At 48.1% G+C, this 21537-nt stretch carries 14 protein-coding genes and 1 riboswitch; of the genes, 10 read left to right on the top strand and 4 right to left on the bottom strand.

Going from position 1 to position 21537, the window contains the following annotated elements:
* The first annotated feature begins 198 nt into the window (after positions 1-198).
* From R6242_RS04240 to R6242_RS04250, 3 genes are all read left to right on the top strand, one after another.
* Positions 199-4050, top strand: a complete 3852-nt coding sequence (locus R6242_RS04240) for an EAL domain-containing protein (protein ID WP_318424160.1) — start codon at positions 199-201, stop codon at positions 4048-4050.
* Between the two features lie 79 nt (positions 4051-4129).
* Entirely contained in the window at positions 4130-5866 is a 1737-nt protein-coding gene (gene ggt, locus R6242_RS04245; protein WP_318424162.1) for a gamma-glutamyltransferase, read from the top strand.
* A gap of 183 nt (positions 5867-6049) precedes the next feature.
* A complete protein-coding gene (locus tag R6242_RS04250) occupies positions 6050-6571 on the top strand; it encodes a DUF2165 domain-containing protein (protein ID WP_318424164.1) in 522 nt (173 codons plus the stop codon).
* A 207-nt stretch (positions 6572-6778) separates the two neighbouring features.
* Here the strand turns inward: R6242_RS04250 and R6242_RS04255 are convergent, their stop codons facing one another.
* Positions 6779-8695, bottom strand: coding sequence for a M60 family metallopeptidase (locus tag R6242_RS04255; protein ID WP_318424167.1), 1917 nt, complete (start codon positions 8693-8695; stop codon positions 6779-6781).
* Positions 8696-9220: 525 nt separating this feature from the next.
* Between R6242_RS04255 and R6242_RS04260 the strand changes: the two genes are divergently transcribed.
* From R6242_RS04260 to mgtE, 5 genes are all read left to right on the top strand, one after another.
* Complete coding sequence (locus R6242_RS04260) at positions 9221-10210, top strand: hypothetical protein (RefSeq protein WP_318424170.1); 990 nt, start codon at positions 9221-9223, stop codon at positions 10208-10210.
* Between the two features lie 125 nt (positions 10211-10335).
* A complete protein-coding gene (locus tag R6242_RS04265; protein ID WP_318424174.1) occupies positions 10336-11184 on the top strand; it encodes an alpha/beta hydrolase in 849 nt (282 codons plus the stop codon).
* Positions 11185-11221: 37 nt separating this feature from the next.
* Positions 11222-11932: a glutathione S-transferase family protein gene (locus R6242_RS04270; RefSeq protein ID WP_318424176.1), complete on the top strand. Its 711-nt coding sequence runs from the start codon at positions 11222-11224 to the stop codon at positions 11930-11932.
* 151 nt (positions 11933-12083) lie between these two features.
* Positions 12084-13283 (top strand): NO-inducible flavohemoprotein, encoded by a 1200-nt coding sequence (gene hmpA / locus R6242_RS04275; protein ID WP_318424179.1) that lies wholly within the window; start codon positions 12084-12086, stop codon positions 13281-13283.
* 450 nt (positions 13284-13733) lie between these two features.
* Positions 13734-13904: riboswitch (M-box (ykoK) riboswitch) on the top strand.
* A gap of 116 nt (positions 13905-14020) precedes the next feature.
* Complete coding sequence (gene mgtE, locus R6242_RS04280; protein WP_318424182.1) at positions 14021-15358, top strand: magnesium transporter; 1338 nt, start codon at positions 14021-14023, stop codon at positions 15356-15358.
* 78 nt (positions 15359-15436) lie between these two features.
* On the opposite strand, the gene dnaB is transcribed toward mgtE, so the two are convergent.
* A complete protein-coding gene (gene dnaB, locus R6242_RS04285; RefSeq protein ID WP_293937276.1) occupies positions 15437-16852 on the bottom strand; it encodes a replicative DNA helicase in 1416 nt (471 codons plus the stop codon).
* Positions 16853-16952: 100 nt separating this feature from the next.
* Between dnaB and R6242_RS04290 the strand changes: the two genes are divergently transcribed.
* Positions 16953-17378, top strand: a complete 426-nt coding sequence (locus tag R6242_RS04290; RefSeq protein ID WP_318424187.1) for a type II toxin-antitoxin system RatA family toxin — start codon at positions 16953-16955, stop codon at positions 17376-17378.
* Positions 17375-17686: an RnfH family protein gene (locus tag R6242_RS04295; protein ID WP_318424190.1), complete on the top strand. Its 312-nt coding sequence runs from the start codon at positions 17375-17377 to the stop codon at positions 17684-17686. Before R6242_RS04290 ends, R6242_RS04295 begins: the two co-directional genes overlap by 4 nt.
* Before the next feature lie 102 nt (positions 17687-17788).
* Here the strand turns inward: R6242_RS04295 and R6242_RS04300 are convergent, their stop codons facing one another.
* Both R6242_RS04300 and R6242_RS04305 read right to left on the bottom strand, forming a co-directional pair.
* The gene (locus R6242_RS04300) at positions 17789-20959 is read right to left on the bottom strand and encodes a PAS domain-containing hybrid sensor histidine kinase/response regulator (protein ID WP_318424193.1); all 3171 of its coding nucleotides are present in this window, start codon (positions 20957-20959) and stop codon (positions 17789-17791) included.
* Positions 20956-21534 (bottom strand): SpoIIE family protein phosphatase, encoded by a 579-nt coding sequence (locus tag R6242_RS04305; protein ID WP_318424196.1) that lies wholly within the window; start codon positions 21532-21534, stop codon positions 20956-20958. Before R6242_RS04305 ends, R6242_RS04300 begins: the two co-directional genes overlap by 4 nt.
* Positions 21535-21537: the final 3 nt, after the last annotated feature.

Here is a 21537-nt window from a genome sequence, read left to right on the forward strand (position 1 = left end):
GTCATTTAATGGCTCATAAATATAATTTACAGTCTGTTTTAGCAATCATCTACATCTTTATTTCGCTCGATACAGTGCTGCTGCAGCATGTGTTGCAACCCACGCTTACAGCATCTTCCTTGAGGTTCTTATTTTAAAACTTCAACTATACTTAATAAAAACCCGCTTTTTTTATTTTTTCACGCGATAGAGCATGTTTTGAATACACCTCCCCAGCATCGTTGGCCTAGCTTTCCCCGACAAACAAGCGTAGCGCTAATCTTTCTTCTATCTATTCAATTAACGCTGACTTATTTAAGCCACGATGGTCATTTTTCTATTTTTTGGATTCCTAGCGGCATAGCGCTTGCTGTTATTTTATTAGGGGGTGTTCGGTATTGGCCGGCCTTATTCTTAGGCTCTTTTGCCAGTGATTTATACAGTGGCAATAACGTCTACAGCTCAGCCATGATTGCCTTGAGCATAGTGTTAGAAACCACTTTAGCTTATTACCTATTACGCAAACTAAGAATTAAGAACACTTACTTTAATTCCTCACTCAGCCACGCTCGAGACTTCCTAAGTTTAGTGGCCATTACCATACCCAACGCATTACTCAGCGCATGTCTTGGGGCCGCGGTCCTTTATTATTCAAACGCCATTTCAGCAGAGACACTATTAAGCAGCATGCTTAAATGGTGGATGGGCAATACCCTTGGCATCCTCACTATTACCCCGCTGATTCTAATTTGGAAACAAACCACTCACTGGATAGAATCCAAACGCAAATTAGAAGCCATCGCCTGCTTTGGGCTGGCGTTTTGCTTTGGCCAAGTGGTGTTTTTAGGCTGGCAACAAACCACGCTAGGCATGATTGCTTATACCTACTGGGCTTTTCTATTTGTAATTTGGGGGGCAACGCGCTTTGGTCGCCATGGTGGGCTCTTAATTATCACCTTCACCATTTTGCAGGCCTTGATTGGGGCCATCGAAGGCTTAGGCGTTTTTGCACGCGAGCCAGATGATTTAATCAATCTATGGCTTTATGCCATGGCGCTTAATGTAGTCGGTGTATTGCTGGCGCTATTGATGCATGAGCGCAAGCAAGCAGAAAACTTGGCGAAAGAAGGCGAGGAGCGGCATCGCGCCTTGGTAGAATGGTCACCCGAGGCCATTGCGGTGCATCGCAATGGCAGTATTATTTATGTCAACCCTGCGGCCATTACGCTAGTAGGCGCAAAAACTGCGCAAGATTTACAAGGGCAATCCATCCTTCATTTAGTCCACCCTGATTTTTTTCAGCTGGCACTAGAGCGCTCAAAACGTATCGCCGCGCGTGATACAACAAACCCCACGATTGAAATCAAGCTCATCAAGCTTGATGGCCAGATTATTGATGTTGAAATTCAAAGCACCGCAATTATCCTCGATGGCGAACCAGCGATTCATGCCCTGATTCGTGATATCACCAAAGATAAGCAAGCCGATCTATACGAGCAATTTCGCAATCATATTTTAGAGCTGCTCGCTGGGGGCGAGCCCCTCATGAATCAGCTCGATGCCATCGTGCGCGGTGTAGAAAAAATAAGCCCCGCCACGCTATGTAGTGTTTTATTGCTTGATCACGCAGGTAAGTATTTTGAAAAATCGATTTCCCCTAGCTTGCCCGATTTTTATACTCAAGCCCTAAATGGCCTAGAAATTGGCCCAACGATTGGCTCCTGTGGCACTGCGGCTTATACCAAGCAACGCGTCATCGTTGATAACATTGCTAGCCACCCTTACTGGGTTAATTATCAAGAATTAGCCACCAAGGCACAGCTAGGCGCGTGCTGGTCGCAACCCATTCTAAATTCAAGTGGAGAGGTGCTCGGCACCTTTGCTATTTATCACCACACCCCTCATACGCCACAAGCACAAGATATCGCCATTATTGAGCAATCAGCCCACCTGGCCAGTATTGCTATCGAAAGACATGTGGTGGCTGAAAAACTAAAAAACAGCGAAGCACATTACCGCTTGCTGACTGAAAATGTATCCGATGTAGCGTGGAAACAAGACAGCAACCATATCATTACCTATATCAGCCCTGCAGATGAGCTACTGCGTGGCTATCCTGCGGCAGAAGTGGTGGGCCATCCTGTTTTTAATTTACTCACCGACGATGGTATCCAGCTGATTAAAAAGAAAATAACCCAAAGAAACGCCGCCGAGCAGCAGGGCATAAAAACCGGCGCTGCCACCATAGAAATACAACAACGCTGTAAAGATGGCCGCTTAATCTGGACAGAAATCCTCTCTACCCCTGAGCGCAATGCCCAAGGAAAAATCTGTGGCTATCACGGCATTACCCGCGACATTACCCAGCGCAGGCAAGCAGAGGCCGAGCTGCGTATCGCCGCAATTGCCTTTCAATCTCAAGAAGGCATGTTTGTTACCGATACCGACTGGACCATCCTGCGGGTAAACCAAGCATTTAGCAAAATCACCGGCTTTAGCGCAAAAGAAGCCATCGGCAATACACCACTGATACTCACATCGGTGCGGCATGATGCGTCGTTTTATACCTCAATGACCGATCGCATTAAGCTAAGCGGCACATGGCAGGGTGAAATCTGGAACAAACGCAAAAGTGGGGAGATTTTCCCCGCTTGGCTGATCCTCACCGAGGTAAAAACCAATGACGGCATGCTGACACATTATGTGGCCACCCTAACCGACATTACCTCGCGCAAAGCCGCAGAAAATCAGATCCAAAGCCTCGCCTTTTACGACCCACTGACCACGCTACCCAATCGCCGCCTACTACTAGATCGGCTAGGCCGAGCCATCAACAAAAGTACTCGCCATGATAATAATGGGGCTTTGCTATTTATTGATTTAGATAATTTTAAAACGCTAAACGACACACTAGGGCATGACAAAGGCGATCTACTCTTGGTGGAAGTTGCCAAACGGCTCTCTAGCAGCACCCGTGAAGGTGATACCGTGGCCCGCCTAGGCGGTGATGAGTTTGTGGTCATGCTAGAAGACCTAAGCGCCAATACACTAGAGGCCGCTACCGAAGCAGAAGCCGTTGGCGATAAAATAATCAGCACACTCAATCAATCCTATCAATTAGCAGGTTATGTTCACCACAGCACCGCCAGCCTAGGTATTACGCTATTTGGCGAAACGGCAGAAAGCATAGACGAGCCTTTGAAACGTGCCGATTTAGCCATGTATCAAGCCAAAGCCGCTGGCCGTAATACCCTACGTTTTTTTGACCCAATCATGCAGGCCGAAGTCAGCCAGCGCCTGGCTTTAGAAACAGGCCTGCGGGATGCACTAGCGCAAAACCAATTTCAGCTTTACTACCAAGCGCAAGTTAAAGGCAACAGTAAGCTTACTGGCGTAGAAGCCCTAGTACGCTGGCTACACCCAGAGCGCGGTATGGTTTCCCCCGCCGAATTTATTCCGCTAGCCGAAGAAAGCGGCCTGATTCTGCCCCTAGGCCAATGGGTATTAGAAACCGCCTGCATACAACTGGCTCAATGGGCCTCTCAAGCGCATTTACAACACTTGAGCATTGCCGTTAACGTCAGCCCTCGTCAATTTCACCAGCGTGATTTTGTTGAAAACGTATTGGCCATTTTGGCGCGCACGGGTGCAAAGCCCCAGCAGCTAAAGCTAGAGCTAACCGAAAGCGTGCTGATTGCCAATATTGAAGACGTTATCCTTAAAATGAGCGCCCTAAAACAAGAGGGTGTTGGCTTTGCCATCGATGATTTTGGCACCGGCTATTCATCTTTGGCCTATTTAAAACGGCTACCGCTAGATCAGCTTAAAATTGATCAAGGCTTTGTTAGAGATATCCTGATCGATAGCAACGATGCCGCCATCGCCAAAATGGTGATTATGCTAGCCGATAGCCTAGGGCTAAGCGTGATTGCCGAAGGGGTAGAAACCGAAGCCCAGCGCGATTTTTTAGCCCGCCACGGCTGCGACACCTATCAAGGCTATTTATATAGCCGCCCCCTACCTGCCCATGAGTTTGCCGCCTTTGCGCTTGCAGAGCTGGCCTTGCTGTAAGCCGATGCGGCAACACCTCATTCGCCAATCGTAAGCCACTGTGTAGCATAAGCCACTCCTCTACACGGAGTTTACGATCATGAATAAACCATTGCTCGCAACGCTCTTTATCCTGATCGCCGCCCCCACATGGACTAAGCAGCCCGTTGCCACGGGGTATGGCGGTGCGGTTGCTACGATTTCTGACCCTGCCAGCCAAGCCGCAATGCGCATTTTAAATGCCGGCGGCAATGCTATTGATGCCGCCGTGGCCGCGGCGGCCACACTGGGTGTCACCGATCCTTTTAGCTGCGGCGTTGGCGGTGGTGGCTTTATGCTGATTTATTCCGCCAAAGATAAAAAAGTCATTACCATTGATTCCCGCGAAACCGCTCCCGCCTACTTTAGCCCGCAAGTTTTCCAGAACAACGGCAAGGAAATAGAATGGGATGACGCCGTACCCACAGGGATTTCCGTTGGCGTACCCGGCACAGTGCGCGGCTGGCATGAAGCACTATCGCGCTATGGCAGCATGGATCTAGCGCGGGTATTACAGCCGGCCATTGCCGTAGCTGAGGACGGCTTTAAAATTAGTCCTAATTTTTACCGGATTAACCAACTTAACGAGGCTAAATTCGCCCGTTTTAGCTCTACATCAGCACTGTATTTAAAAGATGGCAAAGCCCTGCCCCTAGGCAGCACCTTTCGCAACCCAGACCTCGCTGCCACCTATCGCAGCTTGAGCAAAGGCGGTGTAAAAGCCTTTTACGAAGGCCCTTTAGCCGCGCAAATTGTACGGGCAGTCAACATTCCACCGGTCGTCAACGGTGTTTCGGTGCTCACTGGGCAAATGACGCTTAATGATTTAAAAGATTATGAAGCCCGCCTACGCCAGCCTATTCACAGCACTTATCGCGGACTAGATCTCTACGGCATGGCCATGCCCTCATCTGGCGGTATTGCTATTGCCGAAGCGCTAAATATTTTAGAAGGCTTCGATTTAAAATCCATGCCGCGTGATCAAGTGGAGCATCTCTACCTAGAAGCAGCAAGACTCGCCTTTGCCGATCGCAACGCCTATGTGGCCGATGGCGAATATACCGATGTACCTAAAAGCGGTTTGCTATCCAAAGCCTACGCCAGCGAGCGCGCCAAGCTGATCGATCTAAAACAAACCCACGGCAAAGTAGCCGCAGGCGATCCATTCTTATACCAAGATGATCCATCCCACCCCTTGCGCCCAAAAGTCACGCTAAGCACCGAGCCTGCCCACACCACGCACCTAACAGTAAGCGATAAGCAAGGCAACATTGTGGCTTATACCTTTACTATTGAGGACTGGGGAGGCAGCGGCATTGTCGTGCCGGGTAAAGGCTTTTTACTTAACAACGAAATGACCGACTTTGAATTCAGCGGCCCACATCCAAACGTCCCTGAAGCAGGCAAACGCCCCCGCTCCAGCATGTCGCCCACCCTCGCCTTTAAAAATGGCAAACCTGCATTTAGCATCGGCTCCCCTGGCGGCTCCACCATTATCACCACCGTATTACAAACCATCGTCAACCACGTTGACCTCGGCATGCCCCTAGGTGAAGCCCTCGCCGCGCCACGCCTCAGCCAAAGAAATGGTGATAAAACCGAAGTCGAAACGCTTTTGAAATTTGTCGGCAGCCCACAAGCTAAAGCGCTAGAACAATACGGCCATCAGTGGACAGAAAAAGACGAAATCGGCGCGGCCAACGGCCTGCAATTTAATCCCGATGGCAGCACCACTGCAGTCAGCGAGCCATTACGCCACGGCGGGGGCAGTGCGATAGTGCAGAGGCCGTCAAACTAACAAGCGGGTCACGCTCATTATGCAGAGGACAAAACCCAAAAAATACACTACTTACAAGCTTATATAAATGTTGATGAAAGCTTAAGGGGGTGGCAAAATACTTGCCATCCCCTTAATAAATTAATCGCCGCTACAGTTATCGCGCAAGACGAATTGCCCATCACAATTTTATACAGAGTGAAAATGAATAAATTATTGCAACTAAATACCGCCCAAATATTATGCAAAGGCGTGTTGGCGTTATCGATTGGTTTATTCGGAATTTTAGTTGCCAGTGGCAATCTGCTGGATTATCAATCTAATTGGCAATTCGTTCAGCATGTCTTGGCTATGGACAAGATGGAATCTTGGTTTGAGGGGAGCGTATTGCAGCAGCGCGCAATTCATAATCCAACTGTACAAACAGTGTTTTATATTGGCATTATTATTGGCGAAGCATTGTTTGGCTTACTTTGCACTTTAGGTGGCTTACTGATTCTATCCAGCCTATTTAAGGACAAAATTCGCTATTTAACGTTTGGGAAAATCAGCTTTACTTTGGGCGCATTAATGGCAATTCTGGTTTGGTATACTGGGTTTGCAGTAATAGGCGGCGAGTATTTTGCCATGTGGGCCAATAAATGGAACGGGCAAATGAAAGCCTATGCCTTTATTAGCTTTATTTTGCTTAGCTTGATGTATATCTCGCAAGCGGAACAACAATAAATCAGCAGCACCGTCGTCTGTACGAATCAACTTACACCCTGCCAGATTGCAGGCAGCAGGGCAATACGCTACGGGTAAGTATTACTTAGGCGTGCTTGGCTATGTAGCGGTGGCGGGCTTGACTATTTTTGCGACATTTAACCAGTAGCCGATCGCTAAGCGGGAAGATGCCTTCGCTCTTCCCGCGTTTAACAGCTCAGCCGTAACTTACTGAGTACGCTCGATAAGCCAAGTGGCCATGGGAGGCTTAGGTAATCGCAATTGCGCCACTTTATCTAAAACGCGTTTAGATAGCGGGATACCCCAGTTGATGTAATGCCCGCGTAAATCCATACCGGTTATTTTGGACATCAACTCATAATGTTGGTCGTACCTAAGCCCAACGGGGCCATCTTCTAATGCCTGTTGTTGCTTAGGGCTAAGCTCCCGATAGGCGCGGAATAAATCACGATAGATTTTCCACGATTTTGCTGGCACGGCATCCATAAGCTGCACCAAGAAAACCAATTTATCATTGACATCCGCATCGGTTTCAAAGTTTTTCATCTTCCCCCTTATGATTTTCTGCACGGCTTGGGTGTACATGCCCTCTTCTACCGTAGCCGGTGGCACGCCCATTTTCTCCATGGCATACAGCGAGAATAAATTGACGCTCGACTCCGTGCCAAAGGTATCGCACCACAAGGATTGTTGGTAGTTATGCCCTATCTCATGCACATTGCCCCAAAAGGTGCGCACGATATTGGGATCGGCCAGCTGCCAGTCACTGGTCACCATAATCGGGTAGCCCGCATGCCCGTAGCCGGCCACGATTTGCGGGCTCCATGCCAGATGCTGCTTTAAAACCTGCTTAGGATGTAAAGGGCCGCTGCCATCAAAGCCTGCCAGCCATTCGATGTTTTCAATGTGGTTATCGTAGTAAGACATCAGGGCAACGGGGTCTTTCAGATTTTTGGCCTGATCGCGTGGCACGGTAATGGCACTGCGGCGGCCTTCAATCCGCACCCACGGCCCTGGCCGTTTCAAAATGGCAGGCCAATCGGCAAGAGTATGGGTTTGCGTATTGAAATAAGGGGCTGCAATAGCGTCAGCAATTTCAATATAAACCGAGGTATTAGCGTATTTTTTAGAATTAATCTGGATAAACCCGCCGTACTGCGAGCGAATTTCAGCTGCGCCAACCTTAAGCGGGAAAGCCATACTGACGTTTGCATAGCGTCTTAGATAAGAATCATCATTAACCAATGAACCATCGGTATTAAGCACATCAACCTGCTCATTAATCTGCACCGAAACATCACTCAGATCAGCCGCCGTAGCGCCAATAGTCTTCACCTTAATCACCTTGCCCGCAGGGGCCCATAAACCAGTGTGTAAGGTGGTATACCAATCAAACTGCCAGCCAATGTGTTTAAACGCCTCGCTACGGCGATTCAAAGTAAAGCTAGCGCTGGTGCTGGGCGCGTCCGCCGCTATCAACCCAGGAAAAGCCGACACATCTCTTGGATAAGGCAACGCTTGCGTAGTGGGAGTCAGCCGGTTAATTAAATCCCTAGCTTGCTCCAGCGCTAATAACTTCGTGTTTTTTACGCTGATGGGGTATTTAACCTTCACCTGATCGCTTTGGCTGGTTTTCTGTTTGATCTCTGACAACAACTGCCAACGCTGATTCGCCTCGCCGTGATAGCTGTAAACATCCAATGGCTCGTTCACCTTACTTAAATCAATAGCAAACTGAGCAATACGAAAACTCTGCTTAGCATAAGCCCATTGCTGAAGCGCGCCGTTGTCGCATTTTTTAAGGACTAAGCGTTTGCCCTCATCCAGCGCAGAGGCCGCTAAGCATAATTGGCTATCATAAAGCCTGATGGTATTGGATTGAAAAACCCAGTTTTGACCACGCTCATTGGCGTCGCAACTGGCTACACCAATCAGGGAGCCAACTCGGATCGGCTCTTGCACTCGTAAGCATTGATTAGGCTCGGCAACCGAGATAATAAGATCTGAGGCGGGCGCTAGCGCCAATGCGTTGCCACCGATAAAAGCGCCACTACCGGCAACGAGCAAGCGGGCTATATCCGCCCAATAGGCGCAAGCAAGTGATTTTTTGGTTTTAAGCGTCATAGTAAATACAGATCCAATACAAAGGTTATAGAAGAGAAACAAGTCTCACTTTGGCTGAAGCAAACACGTCGCTGGGGATGCTGCAGAGCGACGGGCGCATCGCCACCCACGCCTCACTCAATTACTCTCAAGCAATCTTCAGATCGAAATTTATGCAAAATACTAGCACTTAGCCGAACATGCCAAACAACTACAAATGATGTAAAAAGTACCGAGTAAGCATATGTATTAAATTACTTGATATTTAATTACAATAATCTTCCGTCATAAAGCAGAAAACTACCGTATGGCGTTGCACCCTAAAAAGCATCCTTCTGGACCAAAACCATGCGGCATCCATTGGTTTAAAAGTCGCCTTGGCTTATTTACAAATAGCTTATCGACCCACCCCTTTTCTTACAACATAAGCACCATCATAGGCTTGATGTACCTATCCCCCGTTCAGTTCAATGGGCGCTACCTCGCTGAAGTGGTCCTTAATTAAGGCGGAATAAATCCTTACGCCCCTACAGATAGGCACTCAAAATGGAATTAAAACGCAGTCTAGTTACAGCCCTACTACTTTTAGCGAGCTTTGCCGCAGAGGCAAGCTGCATGGTGCTGACCCTGCAACAACAAGGCACACGCCTGCTGCTACAGTCAGACGCGGATTCAAACAAAACCAGCCCAGAGCGCTCGGCAAAAGACATCTCCAAAGATTTTCGGCAAATTTATACGGCCTTAGAAGAAACCCAAGAATGGGATGGCAAATTTGACGCGCGCTTACAGCGGCTTTCTCAGGAACTCTATGGCCCTCTACTACCCGCCATGCGCAAAGCATCTTGCATCGTATTTAGCATTGAGCCGCGTTTTATGCACTTTGCCTTGGATTTATTACCCATCGATGGCTCGCCCCTTTTTGTACAAAAAGCCGTGGCGTTTAGCCTTGGAAAACCACGGGCAGACACAAGCAGCCTTACCCCAAAAAGCCGTGGTTTGATCGTGCGCGATCTCGATACCGATCCAGAAGACGGCGCAAACGAGGTGCGAAAGCTTTACCCTAACTCCATTTTGCATAATGCAAAGAACGTTGGGGCAAAGCTATTTGTGGAGGCTAATTACGATTTCTTACTCATCAGCGCCCACGGCTTTGTAACGCCAGCCCTAGGCAGCGACTTGGCGGATCCAGATGACTCGATACGTTTAGGTAAAGGGGAGATCAACGCGGATGCGCTGGCCAAGGCTAAATTTAAGCTGCTGTACCTTGACTCATGCCAACTAGGCATGAGCAAACCGTTTATTGATGCCGCAAGCCGCAGCGGCGCGCGCCACTACCTTGCCCCCATCATCAGCAACGAATCCGGCCACTCTTCAACCTTAACCATTCGCTACTTTTTTGGCGATTTAAACAAGGGGAAAACGCCAATGGAGGCACTCTTTCATGCGCGTAAGCGGCTTTATCAAGACTTCCAGAGCAAAGCCAGCCGCACGGATCAAATCTTTTATGCCTATCCATTTAGGCTCTACATTTTATAGAAGGTGTAAATCGGCTTAACCCACCATGGCGGATTAAGCCTTAATCATCGCCCCCCCCCCCTTCTACCTAGTATCCAAAGGGCACAGCCAGATGCTGTTTGCCATACGTATTGGAAATAAAAAGCATGAGAATCCAGATCAAACCCAATATCCGTTTATTTGTAGATATCGAAGGCGCGGGTCTAGTACCTGATGGCCCCGTAATGCGTGAGAAACCGACGCTTATCCTACTGCACGGTGGGCCTGGCTACGATCATGTCAGTTTTAAGCCCGCGTTTTCTCAACTTACCGATATTGCTCAAATTGTTTATTACGACCACCGCGGCCATGGCCGTAGCGATCCACGCCCAAGCCATGAATTAACGCTAGATTACTTTGCGGATGATATCGTGCGGCTATGCGACGCGCTTGGCATCAGCAAGCCCATTGTTTTAGGGCAATCCTTTGGGGGGTTTGTGGCGCAGCGCTATATTGCCAGGCACCCAGCGCACGCGTCTAGAGTCGTGCTATCTAGCACTGCGGCCACGCTAAGTTTGGTGCGTAAATTAGCCATGTTTGAGCAGCTAGGTGGCACCGCTGCACGCGATGCGGCGGAGCGGTTTTGGCTTGCACCCAATGAATCAACTTGGCCCGAATACAAACGCCTATGCAAACCGCTTTACACCCAAACCAAAGCCGCGAATAACCATGCAGCGCAACGTGCTACCTTTAAACCAGACATCCTATTTACTTGGGCCAATTCAGAGCAGCAAGAGATGAATTTGCTACCTGGCCTTGCCCAAGCACAATGCCCTGTACTGGTATTAGCCGGAGAGCTAGATCCCGTTTGCACGCTAGCCGATGCACAAGATATCGCCAAGGCTTTGCCACAACAATGGGCGCAATTGGCCACATTCACAGCCTGTGGGCATGGCGTATGGCGGGATGCCCCCGAAGCCGCCTTTGCACAACTACGTAAGTTTATTATGGCGTAAGCCAATTTAGCCATATTTTCTAATGAATGGAGTGAACATGATGATGACACTGTATGCGTTTGGCCCTGCATTTGGCTTGCCTGATATGAGTCCGTTTGTCACCAAAGCGGAGCTGCTGCTTAAAATGGCAAAGTGCGATTATCAAACCAACCGTCATGGCTATGCTAAAGCGCCTAAAGGCAAGCTGCCTTATTTGCAAACAGACAATGCCTTAATTGATGATTCCACTTTAATTCGTTTTTATTTAGAACAAGACCAGAAAATTGATTTTGATGCCGCGCTCAGCCCCAGTGAGCGCGGCATTGCTTGGGCTTTTGAAAAAATGCTAGAAGAGCATCTTTATTATATTTCGCTCAAAGATCGTTGGGCCAATGATGAAAACTTTGCCAAAGGCCCAGGCATGATATTTAAACATATTCCATGGCCAATTCGTGGCTTAGTGATACGTCAAGTACGCCAAAAAATGAATCGCAAATTGCAGATACAAGGCATCGCCCTGCATAAAGAAAGCGATATTATTAAATTAGCCAAGAAAGATCTCGATTCCTTAGCCGATTTTCTAGCCGATAAGCCCTATCTAATGGGCGATCAACCCTGCGCAGCCGATGCCTCGGTCTATGCCTTTATGCGCAGCGCGCTTTGCCCCCTCTTTGATTCGGCCACGCACCAGCACGCCATCAGCAAAGCCAACCTCATTGCCTATTGCGATCGGATGACTAAAGAGTTTTACCCAGAAGCTCACACCTAACACCCATCAGGCCGCCCGCTTTGGCGGCCTGCTCACTACGCGCCCCTAGCAAACTCTCTCCCTTTTTTGCAAGTAGATTCCTCCCTATGCAAACCTCGCCTTAAACTGGTATATTAAATGCACATTTAAAAATAGAACTAGGGATACACCAATGCTTAATGCCAACAGCCGCAATTTAGTCCGCGCCACCGCGCCCATACTCAAACAACACGGCATTGCCTTAACCACTCATTTTTATGCACGGATGTTTCAGCACAACCCCGAGCTAAAGCAAATTTTCAACGAAGGTAATCAGCAATCTGGGGCGCAGCAGCAAGCTTTAGCTATGGCGGTAGCGGCTTACGCCGAGCACATTGATAATCCAAGCGTACTGGCCCCCGTGCTAACCCATATTGCCAACAAACATATCAGCCTAGGTATTCGCCCAGAGCACTATCCTATTGTTGGCCACCATTTACTCGCCTCTATTCGTGAGGTATTAGGCACGGCAGCAAGCGATGAATTAATTGCAGCTTGGGCGGCCGCCTATGCTCAATTGGCCGACGTACTAATTGCCGAAGAGGCACAGCTGTACGCAGCAGCAGCGTTTAAACAAGGCGGATGGACCGGCTGGCGTGGTTTTGTAGTGGCAAACAAAGTAGTAGAAAGCAGCGAGATCACATCGTTTTATCTTCGCCCCGCCGATGGCGGCAGCGTGCCAGATTACGCCCCAGGGCAATATATTTCTGTGCGGATGTTTGTACCGGAATGGCAGCTGATGCAGCCCCGCCAATACAGCCTATCTGACGCGCCGAGCAACGATTACCTGCGTATTTCGGTCAAACGCGAGCAAAGCGGCAGCTTGATCGGCCAAGTGTCTAATCTGCTGCACAACACGGTAAATATTGGCGATGTGATTGATTTAGCCCCGCCTGCGGGTGATTTTGTACTGCATCAAGATCGCAGCAGCCCCGTGGTATTGATTAGCGGCGGCGTGGGCATTACCCCGATGATGGCCATGCTTAAGCATCTCATCAAAACTGGCAGTGAGCGCAGCGTGCGTTTTATCCACGCCTGCCGCAGCGCCGAAGTGCATGCTTTCAAAGAGGTGATCACTCAGCTTTCCGTGCAGCACCCACCACTAGAAAAAGTGATTTTCTATGCCAACGCCACAGCAGACGATCGCCACTACGATCATACCGGTTATATTAATCTAGAAAAAATCGCCACCAACAGTATTCTGCCCGATGCCGATTACTACCTCTGTGGGCCGCTGGCTTTTATGCAGGCACAGATCAAATCACTGCAAGCACTGGGTATTAGCAGCGATCGTATTCATGCCGAGGCATTTGGAACGGGGGGCGTAGCATAAACGAAAGCTTTACCCACTAAGCCATCACAAGGGGGAAAGCCCCCCCCCTTGTAGCGCCCTTTTTCCCGATTTAAGCCATTGCCATAACCCCAGCCAGCACACCTACACACAATAAACTCAAGCGGTATTTTTACCCCTAGGTTTTTCCTAAAGATTCACCCCCAAAACACTCCCTTACCATCGGCAAAAAGCCCTTTCTTTCCCTCTAAAAAAGAGCTATCTGCCTTTTAGATATTGCTCTACAGCCGTTTACCTGCACCTGCCCACCTCACAAGTCAACCAAATTAATCCCAATAAATCATATAGATACATCGCTCATTCACGCGCAGACCACAGCCAAACAGCAATAGTTCAATGATAACTATTGCCATTTATCGCCGCGTTGACTTTAAAGATAAATCTGGACACTATGCCCCTGCCCCAACTAGGGGCATAAGACATTTACCTTATGCAGCATCTCGTTAGGCGAGGCTCCTGCGCAAATACAGGCCACTGATCTCACGACGTCCAGAGACGCCCAAGATCAGGACAGTTTTCATCGGATTAAGGTGTTAACCCAAGTGGCTTCTGGTTTTACCAGATACGTTGCACAGTGCTAAAGCTAGAACATGGAGATGAAAAAGCGCCATTCGACGTTATTTCCTGTCCCATACTCGTCCATCAACTGCTGTTTTCTTTTAACACGCACCCATCAAGGTGCTTGCGATTTTGCCTGTCATTATCTGAGGCCATTCAAAATGAAAACACACCAGCACGCCCACACTATTCAAGTTCTCGATTTAGCCGCATTGAGAAGCTGGATTGCCACCGCAAACCCCTCTGAACGAGCCAATCAATTGCTGGCTCTAAGCGTAGAAGACCTCAACGACGCATTCAACACCTTACCGGTGAATGAAGGCAGTGCGCTCATTACCTCTTTAAGCACAGAAAATGCGGGGCAATTGCTATTACGTTTGCACAGCAAGATCATCAAAGCGCTTCAGGACGGCATTCCGCGCCGCGATATGCTGACTATTTTGCGCAAAATGGAAAATAACGATCGTGGCAATTTACTCTCGCATTTATCCGAGCAACATAAGCACAACTATACCGCCCTGCTTAAATGGCCCAGCGAATCAGTTGGCGCTCATATGCGTAATAACTATATCAGCATCTTGGTTGAGCAATCAGTCAGTGATGCAAAGCAAGTTATCCATGATGCTTGGCATCAAGCTCAGTTATTCCAGCATATTTATATTACCAACTCCAATGGGCTATTAATTGGCGGCATCCCGCTTAAAGCACTATTAATTGCCGATCCACACATCAAATTAAGCGATTTGATGGATCCAAACCTCGTGCGTATTAATGCACAAACAGATCAAGAGCAAGCGGCTCGCCTCTTGGTGGATCGGGATTTATCATCCCTGCCCGTAGAAGATCAAGGCAAGTTAATCGGGGTGTTTCACGTTGATGAAGCGGCAGATATTCTAGAGCAAGAATCCACCGAAGATGCTGAGCTACAAGGCGGCTCTTCACCATTAGAAACGTCCTACCTAGCAGCAACACCTTGGCAACTTTGGCGTAAACGAATTGGCTGGCTACTAATGCTATTTGCTGCCGAAAGCTATACAGGTACGGTATTACGCGCCTTTGAAGAGCAATTAGAAGCCGCAATTGCCCTTGCCTTTTTTATCCCGCTATTAATTGGCACTGGCGGCAATAGTGGCACCCAAATCACTACCACCATCATTCGTGCCATGGCCGTGGGTGAAGTAACGATGCGCAACTTGGGCGAGATCCTTAAAAAAGAGGCCTCCACTGCGTTATTAATTTCTATGGGTATTGCTTTAGCCGCTTGGGTTCGTGCTTGGTCGCTTGGGGTTGGGCCTGAAATTGGTCTAGTCGTTACCTTAACCATTGTCGCCATCATTATGTGGAGTGCGATTGTCTCTTCAATCACACCATTAATTCTGAAGCGCCTAAGAATTGACCCAGCCGTTGTTTCTGCCCCATTTATTGCCACACTCGTAGATGGAACCGGCCTCGTTATTTACTTTGAAATCGCCCAGCTCATCCTGCCTGAGCTTAGATAAACGCACCATCTTTACAACGCAAAAAGGCAGCTTTAGCTGCCTTTTTGCATTTCAACCCGTAAGTACAATTTTAACGGTTTACTCAATATCACTCGACCAGCCATCTGGGCGAACCAGCGCGTTTTCAAAGCGAGAATGCTGGCCCACAAACACCAGCGGAATCTTGCCCACAGGGCCGTTACGGTGCTTACCGATAATGCACTCAGCTAGGCCTTTAAATTGGGTATCTGGGTTGTAGTATTCATCGCGGTACATAAACAAAATCAAATCTGCATCCTGCTCAATCGCCCCCGATTCGCGCAAATCCGACATCATGGGGCGCTTATCGGTACGCTGCTCTACCGAACGCGACAACTGCGAGAGGGCAATAATCGGCACTTTTAATTCTTTAGCCAGCGATTTTAAACCACGGGAAATCTCGCCCAGCTCAGTAGCGCGGTTTTGGTCTTTTGCGCCCGCCCGCCCCGCCATCAGTTGCAAGTAATCGATCACAATTAGCCCGAGCTGGCCACCACATTGCCGCGCTAAACGTCGCGCCTTGGTACGGATATCCAAGGCGGTTAAGGAACCTGTTTCTTCAATAAAAATCGGCGCTTCATTCATCCGGCCCACGGCATGGGTAAGGCGCACCCAATCTTCATCCTCAAAACGACCGGTTTTCAGCTTGTGCAAATCGATACGGCCAATCGAGCCCACCATACGCATCCCCAGCTGAGTTGCGCCCATTTCCATGGAGAAAATCGCTACTGGCAGCTTTAGCTCAATGCCTACGTGCTCGGCAATATTCACCGAAAAAGCCGTCTTACCCATGGAAGGGCGGCCCGCCACAATAATTAAATCGCCCGCTTGCATGCCCGAAGTCATGCGATCAAGGTCTAAAAACCCCGTTGCCACGCCGGTCACTTCGGATGGATTGTCTTGCTGAAACAAATGATCAATCCGCTCAACAATTTCTTTGAGAATCGGCGGCATGCCGATAAAGCCCTTTTGCCCACGGGACGACTGCTCGGCAATCTGAAACACCGCCGATTCGGCCTGATCTAAAAGCTCCGATGCTTCACGCCCACTGGGGCTGTAGGCCGCATCAGCGATATCCGTTGCCACCGATGCCAGCTGGCGCATTACCGATTTTTCGCGGACAATCTCGCCATAACGGCGGATATTGGCCGCCGATGGCGTGTTTTGCACCAAAGAGCCTAAATAAGCCAAGCCGCCCACATAGGATAGTTCTTCGTGGGTATCCAGCGCTTCGGCCACGGTAATCACGTCGGCAGGGCGACCTAATTCAACCAGCTTGGCGATCACGGCAAAAATGCGGCGGTGATCATCGCGGTAAAAATCCGCCTCAAACAGGGTGTCGGCAATTTTGTCGAAAGAGCTGTTATCCAGCATCAAACCACCCAATACGGATTGCTCCGCCTCAACCGAATGCGGCGGCATGCGGATGTTTTCAAGTTGCGTCATGGCGTGGTCAGGGTTACGATGCTCGGTCATTTTATCTATCTAAGGTGGCGTGCTGGAAGCTCGGCATTTTACGCTATTCACACTCCCAACGGCGAAATGCCACACCACCTCGTAAAGCGCAGAAAATGTTATGCCGTCTATTCATAAAACAGTTTTAGTGACCCACTCCGCTGATCGCATGTTTGATTTGGTTGATCGCGTGGAGGATTACCCCAAATTTTTGCCTTGGTGCGGCGGCGTTGTGGTGCATGAGCGCAGCGATACCATTTTAGATGTCACGGTAAAAATTGAGTTTTTAAAAGTCACCTCTTTTTTTCGTACCCGCGACATTAAATCCAAGCATCATATTGATATGCAATTTGTGGATGGGCCATTTAAAGCCTTGCACGGCGTATGGCGCTTTACCCCTTTGATGGAAGATGCTTGCAAGGTAGAGTTTGAGCTAGATTACGAATTCTCCAGCCGCAGCTTAGAAATGATTATTGGTCCAGTGTTTAATAAAATAACCAGCACCTTTGTCGATGCGTTTATCAAACAGGCAGATAAGCAAGCATGAGTGCGTTAATTAAAGTTGAAGTGGTCTACGCTATGCCCTCCTTGCAGAAGCTTCTGGCCGTGCAAGTGCCCGCAGGCAGCAGCGCCGAAGTGGCTATTCGCGCCTCGGGGATTTTAGACTTTTTTCCTGAAATTGATCTTAGCGTAAACAAAATCGGTATTTTCTCTAAAGCCTGCAAGCTTGATACCGTATTAAGAGCGCAAGATAGAGTTGAGATTTACCGCGCTTTATTAGCCGACCCTAAGGAAATTCGCCGTCAACGTGCATTAGAAGGGAAAGTCACTAAAAAAGGTGGCGCAGCGGTATAGCGGCAAGACAGATTTTCGGCAGATATAGCTACTTGTAAGGCAGAATAAAAGGCAGTGATGCGCTGTGCGTAAAATAAAATAGTAACTATTATCGGCAAAAACTTATCGTACCGTTAAACTTGTTTGCATTTTTTGAAGAATAGGTAATGCGTCACCAAAATTAAACTTCTCTAAAGCTATTTTAAACGCAGCAAATTCAGATGGATCAAATGCATTCGCCATTGAATCTCCATACTTCCCCAGTACGGTTAAAGCTTCTGCATCCATATCTTGCAATAAGCGCTCTAACCAACTTAATAAGTTTTGCAATTCTTTCATAGGCATTGCGGCGGCGGGCGGCGGCGCATTGGCAAAAGGATCTTCACCATCAATATAATCTTTTACCTCACTCATTAATACGATGAGGCGTAAGTCTAAAACCTGCAAATCCTCTTTGACCTCGCCTAAACCACCCCCATGTGAAATAGCCTTTTCAATACGGCCCGCAATTTCAGAAACGTGAGTCCCTCCTAAAGTAGCGCTCAGCCCTTTTAATGTATGCGAAAAACGCAATGCAGGTTCTAGCTCATTAGCCGTTAAAGCCTGATGGATTCTTTGCACACAATCGGCTTCGCTACTACAGAATTGCTTCAACATCCGTAAGTAAAGTGATGGGTTATTTAACACATAACCCAAGCCCACTTTTACATCCAGCTCTTCGCGCTCTGCCGACCTAGGGCTAGGCTCTGGAACCAGTGCGGCGACAGGGGTAGCAGGCGCTGGCGCACTGTTTTCTGCTGGCTCCGCCACCATTTCAGCAAGTACAGGAATAGGCGCATCCACACTATTAGCCCCATTAGGCTTGGTGACACGCCAATGCTTTAAACACTCAAAAAACTGCACGGGATCAATCGGTTTAGAAACATGATCATTCATCCCCAAATCTAAACAACGTGCCCGCTCCTCCACCATGGCATGGGCCGTCATGGCAATCAGCGGAATATGGTTATAACGCACATCGGCACGAATATGTTTTGATGCCTCATAACCATCCATAACGGGCATCTGCATATCCATTAAAATGGCATCAAAATAGTGGGTGCCGTGTAGCTCCAGCTTATCCAAAGCTTCTTTGCCATGATTAGCCACCACCACATCCACCCCCACCGTAGCGAGCAATTCCGTGGCAATTTGTTGATTAATTGGATTATCTTCTGTTAGTAATACACTCATGCCATTTAAGCCAAGCTCTACTTCATCTTTAGGTGTAGAGCGCGTATCCGCCACGTCATCATGCGCAAAAATAGAGACCAGACAATCCGTTAATGAAGAAGCATTGACTGGCTTAGTTAAAATGGCACTGATATTCAGCGCTTGCGCCTGAATATAAATATCTTCACGATCAAATGCCGTCACAATCACCAAATTGGGTGCGCGTTCATGCAGCGCTTCTTGAATCTTTTGCGCCGCTTGTGCACCATCCATAATAGGCATTTGCCAATCAAGTAGAACCAAACCAAAAGGGTCCCCCCGTTGATTGGCGGCCACACATAGCTCTACCGCGCCCTGCCCTGAGCCTACATGCTCAATACGTACAGAAAAGCGCTTTAATACTTCAATAATGGCCAAACGGGCGTGCTCATGATCATCCACCACCAACACGCGCATATTATTAATTTCAGCAGGAATAGCACGCTTTCTGATTTCTTTTTGTTCAATACCAAACCAAGCCGTAAATACAAATTGGCTACCTACGCCACTCTCGCTCTCCGCCCAAATACGCCCACCCATTAATTCAACCAGTCTTTTGCTAATTGAAAGCCCCAGTCCCGTACCGCCAAATTTACGCGTGGTACTGCTATCGGCCTGAGTAAAAGGCATAAATAATTTTCCCAGTTGCTCTTGAGTCATGCCAATACCGGTGTCTCTTACTCTAAATTCTAATTGTGTTTGTTCTTGGTTTTTTTCCATACAGCGAATGGTAATTTCAACCTCACCGGACTCCGTAAATTTAACTGCATTATTAACCAAATTAATCATAATTTGGCTAAGCCTTAGCGAATCACCCAATAAACACGGCGGGATATCCACCGGATGGTGAATCACAAACTCTAGGCCTTTTTCAAATACCTTTTGGGTCGTTACGGTACATACATTATTTAATACTGTTTCTAAATCAAAAGGCGCGAGCTCAATATTAAGTTTACCCGCTTCAATTTTAGAGAAGTCCAAAATATCATTGATAATCCCCAACAGCGACGTGCCTGCATGGTGAATTTTAGATAGATAATCACGCTGCTTAGCTGGCATTTCGGCTTTTAATGCCAAGTGCGACAAGCCAATCACCGCATTCATTGGCGTGCGAATTTCATGACTCATATTAGCCAAAAAACTTGATTTAACCGATGCGGCGTCTTCGGCTTTAGATTTAGCTAATTGTAATTCTTGCTCTACTATTTTACGCTGGCTAATATCACGGGCAAATAAAGTACCACTACAATGCCCATCCATATTTAATACCGTCATGCCTACTTCAATTGGCAATAAACTACCCGAGCGATTTCTCGCCAGCAATTCCCAAAAACGTGCGGTGGTAATGCGTGACGTGGCTTCGCTCAAGCCACGCTCTAATACCAAAGGCAAATCACCATCGCCTTCAATATGAACCAAGCTTTGTAGCTTTAACCCGATCACTTCTGCTGGAGAAAACCCAAAGGTTAGCTCGGCTGCACGATTCCAATTGGTGACGCAGCAATCTTGATCTAATAAAATAACCGCAATCGGCGCACCTTCAATCACCGCTTTGGATTGCATTTCACTTTGCTGTAGCGCCATTGATCGGCGATCCACCTCTTGCTCTAGCCCCTGTTTATGCGAGGCCAATTCTGCATTGCTTATCGTCAACACCGACATCAGCTCATCACGCGTTTGCTCATTAATGATGTTTTTAACCCGCAAAATAGCATCGAGCTCTTGACGATCAATCCTAAACACCAACAGCACCGTGCCATCTGATAAAGTCTGTTGCACATCAAAAAAAGCAGAGAGCGAGTGTTTGGCCCATCCACCCTCAGGCCGCACCACAAAGCACAGCGCATCGCTTTCCATACCCACCGGCAAAAGATGATTCATCGTTGATTGCCGCACCAGCTGGCAAAGGGAGTAAAAACCCGTCAGTAGAAAATCACTACGCATTCGATTGAGTTTTAGGCACCCCAAAGCCCGGCGCAATTTATCGCGGGCAATAAAAACGCTTTCTTCGGATCGCAGATCCAACACGCCAAGTTCAGTCATAATGTGCACTTTATCGCCAGGCAAGTGGCATCGTCATAAAGCTTACCAAAACGGCTTAGCAAATTTGCAACCATCTGGTTCAGGCTATTTCTGCGCTCTAGCAAAATATCATCCGCAGCAATATGTTCCTGTATGCCATCCGTAGCCAAAACAAAAACATCGTCACTCTTAAAGCTAAAAGTCTCAATTCGAATACTGCGTAAGATAATGCCTAATGTGCCCGCCTGCGCTGGGAAGGTATAACAATCCTTGCCTAATTTACGCATCACCGTATTGCCGATGGTGATGCACTGGGCATTACCATCATTACCCAAAAAAGCCATGGTAATGGCCGTTCCGCGCGATCCACGAATATGCACATGCAAGGTTTTAAGCATGAGCTCAATATCTTCACTGCTGTTTTCTTCTAACCATTGCTCACACAATCTAGCCAGCTCATGCGCTTCTGGCCCATGGCCTAACACATCCAAAATGGCAACTAATACGCCATGTTCCATTTGTTTGATAAACGTACCATCCCCACACACTACCTCTCCAAAACAAGGCCGTAAGCAACGTGCATATTCAAAGTGCATGGC

The organism is Iodobacter sp. CM08 (assembly GCF_033446605.1).
GTDB lineage: Bacteria > Pseudomonadota > Gammaproteobacteria > Burkholderiales > Chitinibacteraceae > Iodobacter.

What these genes read in the sequence shown, in the direction of transcription:
- ggt (WP_318424162.1), top strand. Translation starts at nt 4,130, where the DNA reads ATGAATAAACCATTGCTCGCAACGCTCTTTATCCTGATCGCCGCCCCC.
- R6242_RS04250 (WP_318424164.1), top strand. Translation starts at nt 6,050, where the DNA reads ATGAATAAATTATTGCAACTAAATACCGCCCAAATATTATGCAAAGGC.
- R6242_RS04255 (WP_318424167.1), bottom strand. Translation starts at nt 8,695, where the DNA reads ATGACGCTTAAAACCAAAAAATCACTTGCTTGCGCCTATTGGGCGGAT.
- R6242_RS04260 (WP_318424170.1), top strand. Translation starts at nt 9,221, where the DNA reads ATGGAATTAAAACGCAGTCTAGTTACAGCCCTACTACTTTTAGCGAGC.
- R6242_RS04265 (WP_318424174.1), top strand. Translation starts at nt 10,336, where the DNA reads ATGAGAATCCAGATCAAACCCAATATCCGTTTATTTGTAGATATCGAA.
- R6242_RS04270 (WP_318424176.1), top strand. Translation starts at nt 11,222, where the DNA reads ATGATGATGACACTGTATGCGTTTGGCCCTGCATTTGGCTTGCCTGAT.
- hmpA (WP_318424179.1), top strand. Translation starts at nt 12,084, where the DNA reads ATGCTTAATGCCAACAGCCGCAATTTAGTCCGCGCCACCGCGCCCATA.
- mgtE (WP_318424182.1), top strand. Translation starts at nt 14,021, where the DNA reads ATGAAAACACACCAGCACGCCCACACTATTCAAGTTCTCGATTTAGCC.
- dnaB (WP_293937276.1), bottom strand. Translation starts at nt 16,852, where the DNA reads ATGACCGAGCATCGTAACCCTGACCACGCCATGACGCAACTTGAAAAC.
- R6242_RS04290 (WP_318424187.1), top strand. Translation starts at nt 16,953, where the DNA reads ATGCCGTCTATTCATAAAACAGTTTTAGTGACCCACTCCGCTGATCGC.
- R6242_RS04295 (WP_318424190.1), top strand. Translation starts at nt 17,375, where the DNA reads ATGAGTGCGTTAATTAAAGTTGAAGTGGTCTACGCTATGCCCTCCTTG.
- R6242_RS04300 (WP_318424193.1), bottom strand. Translation starts at nt 20,959, where the DNA reads ATGACTGAACTTGGCGTGTTGGATCTGCGATCCGAAGAAAGCGTTTTT.
- R6242_RS04305 (WP_318424196.1), bottom strand. Translation starts at nt 21,534, where the DNA reads ATGCACTTTGAATATGCACGTTGCTTACGGCCTTGTTTTGGAGAGGTA.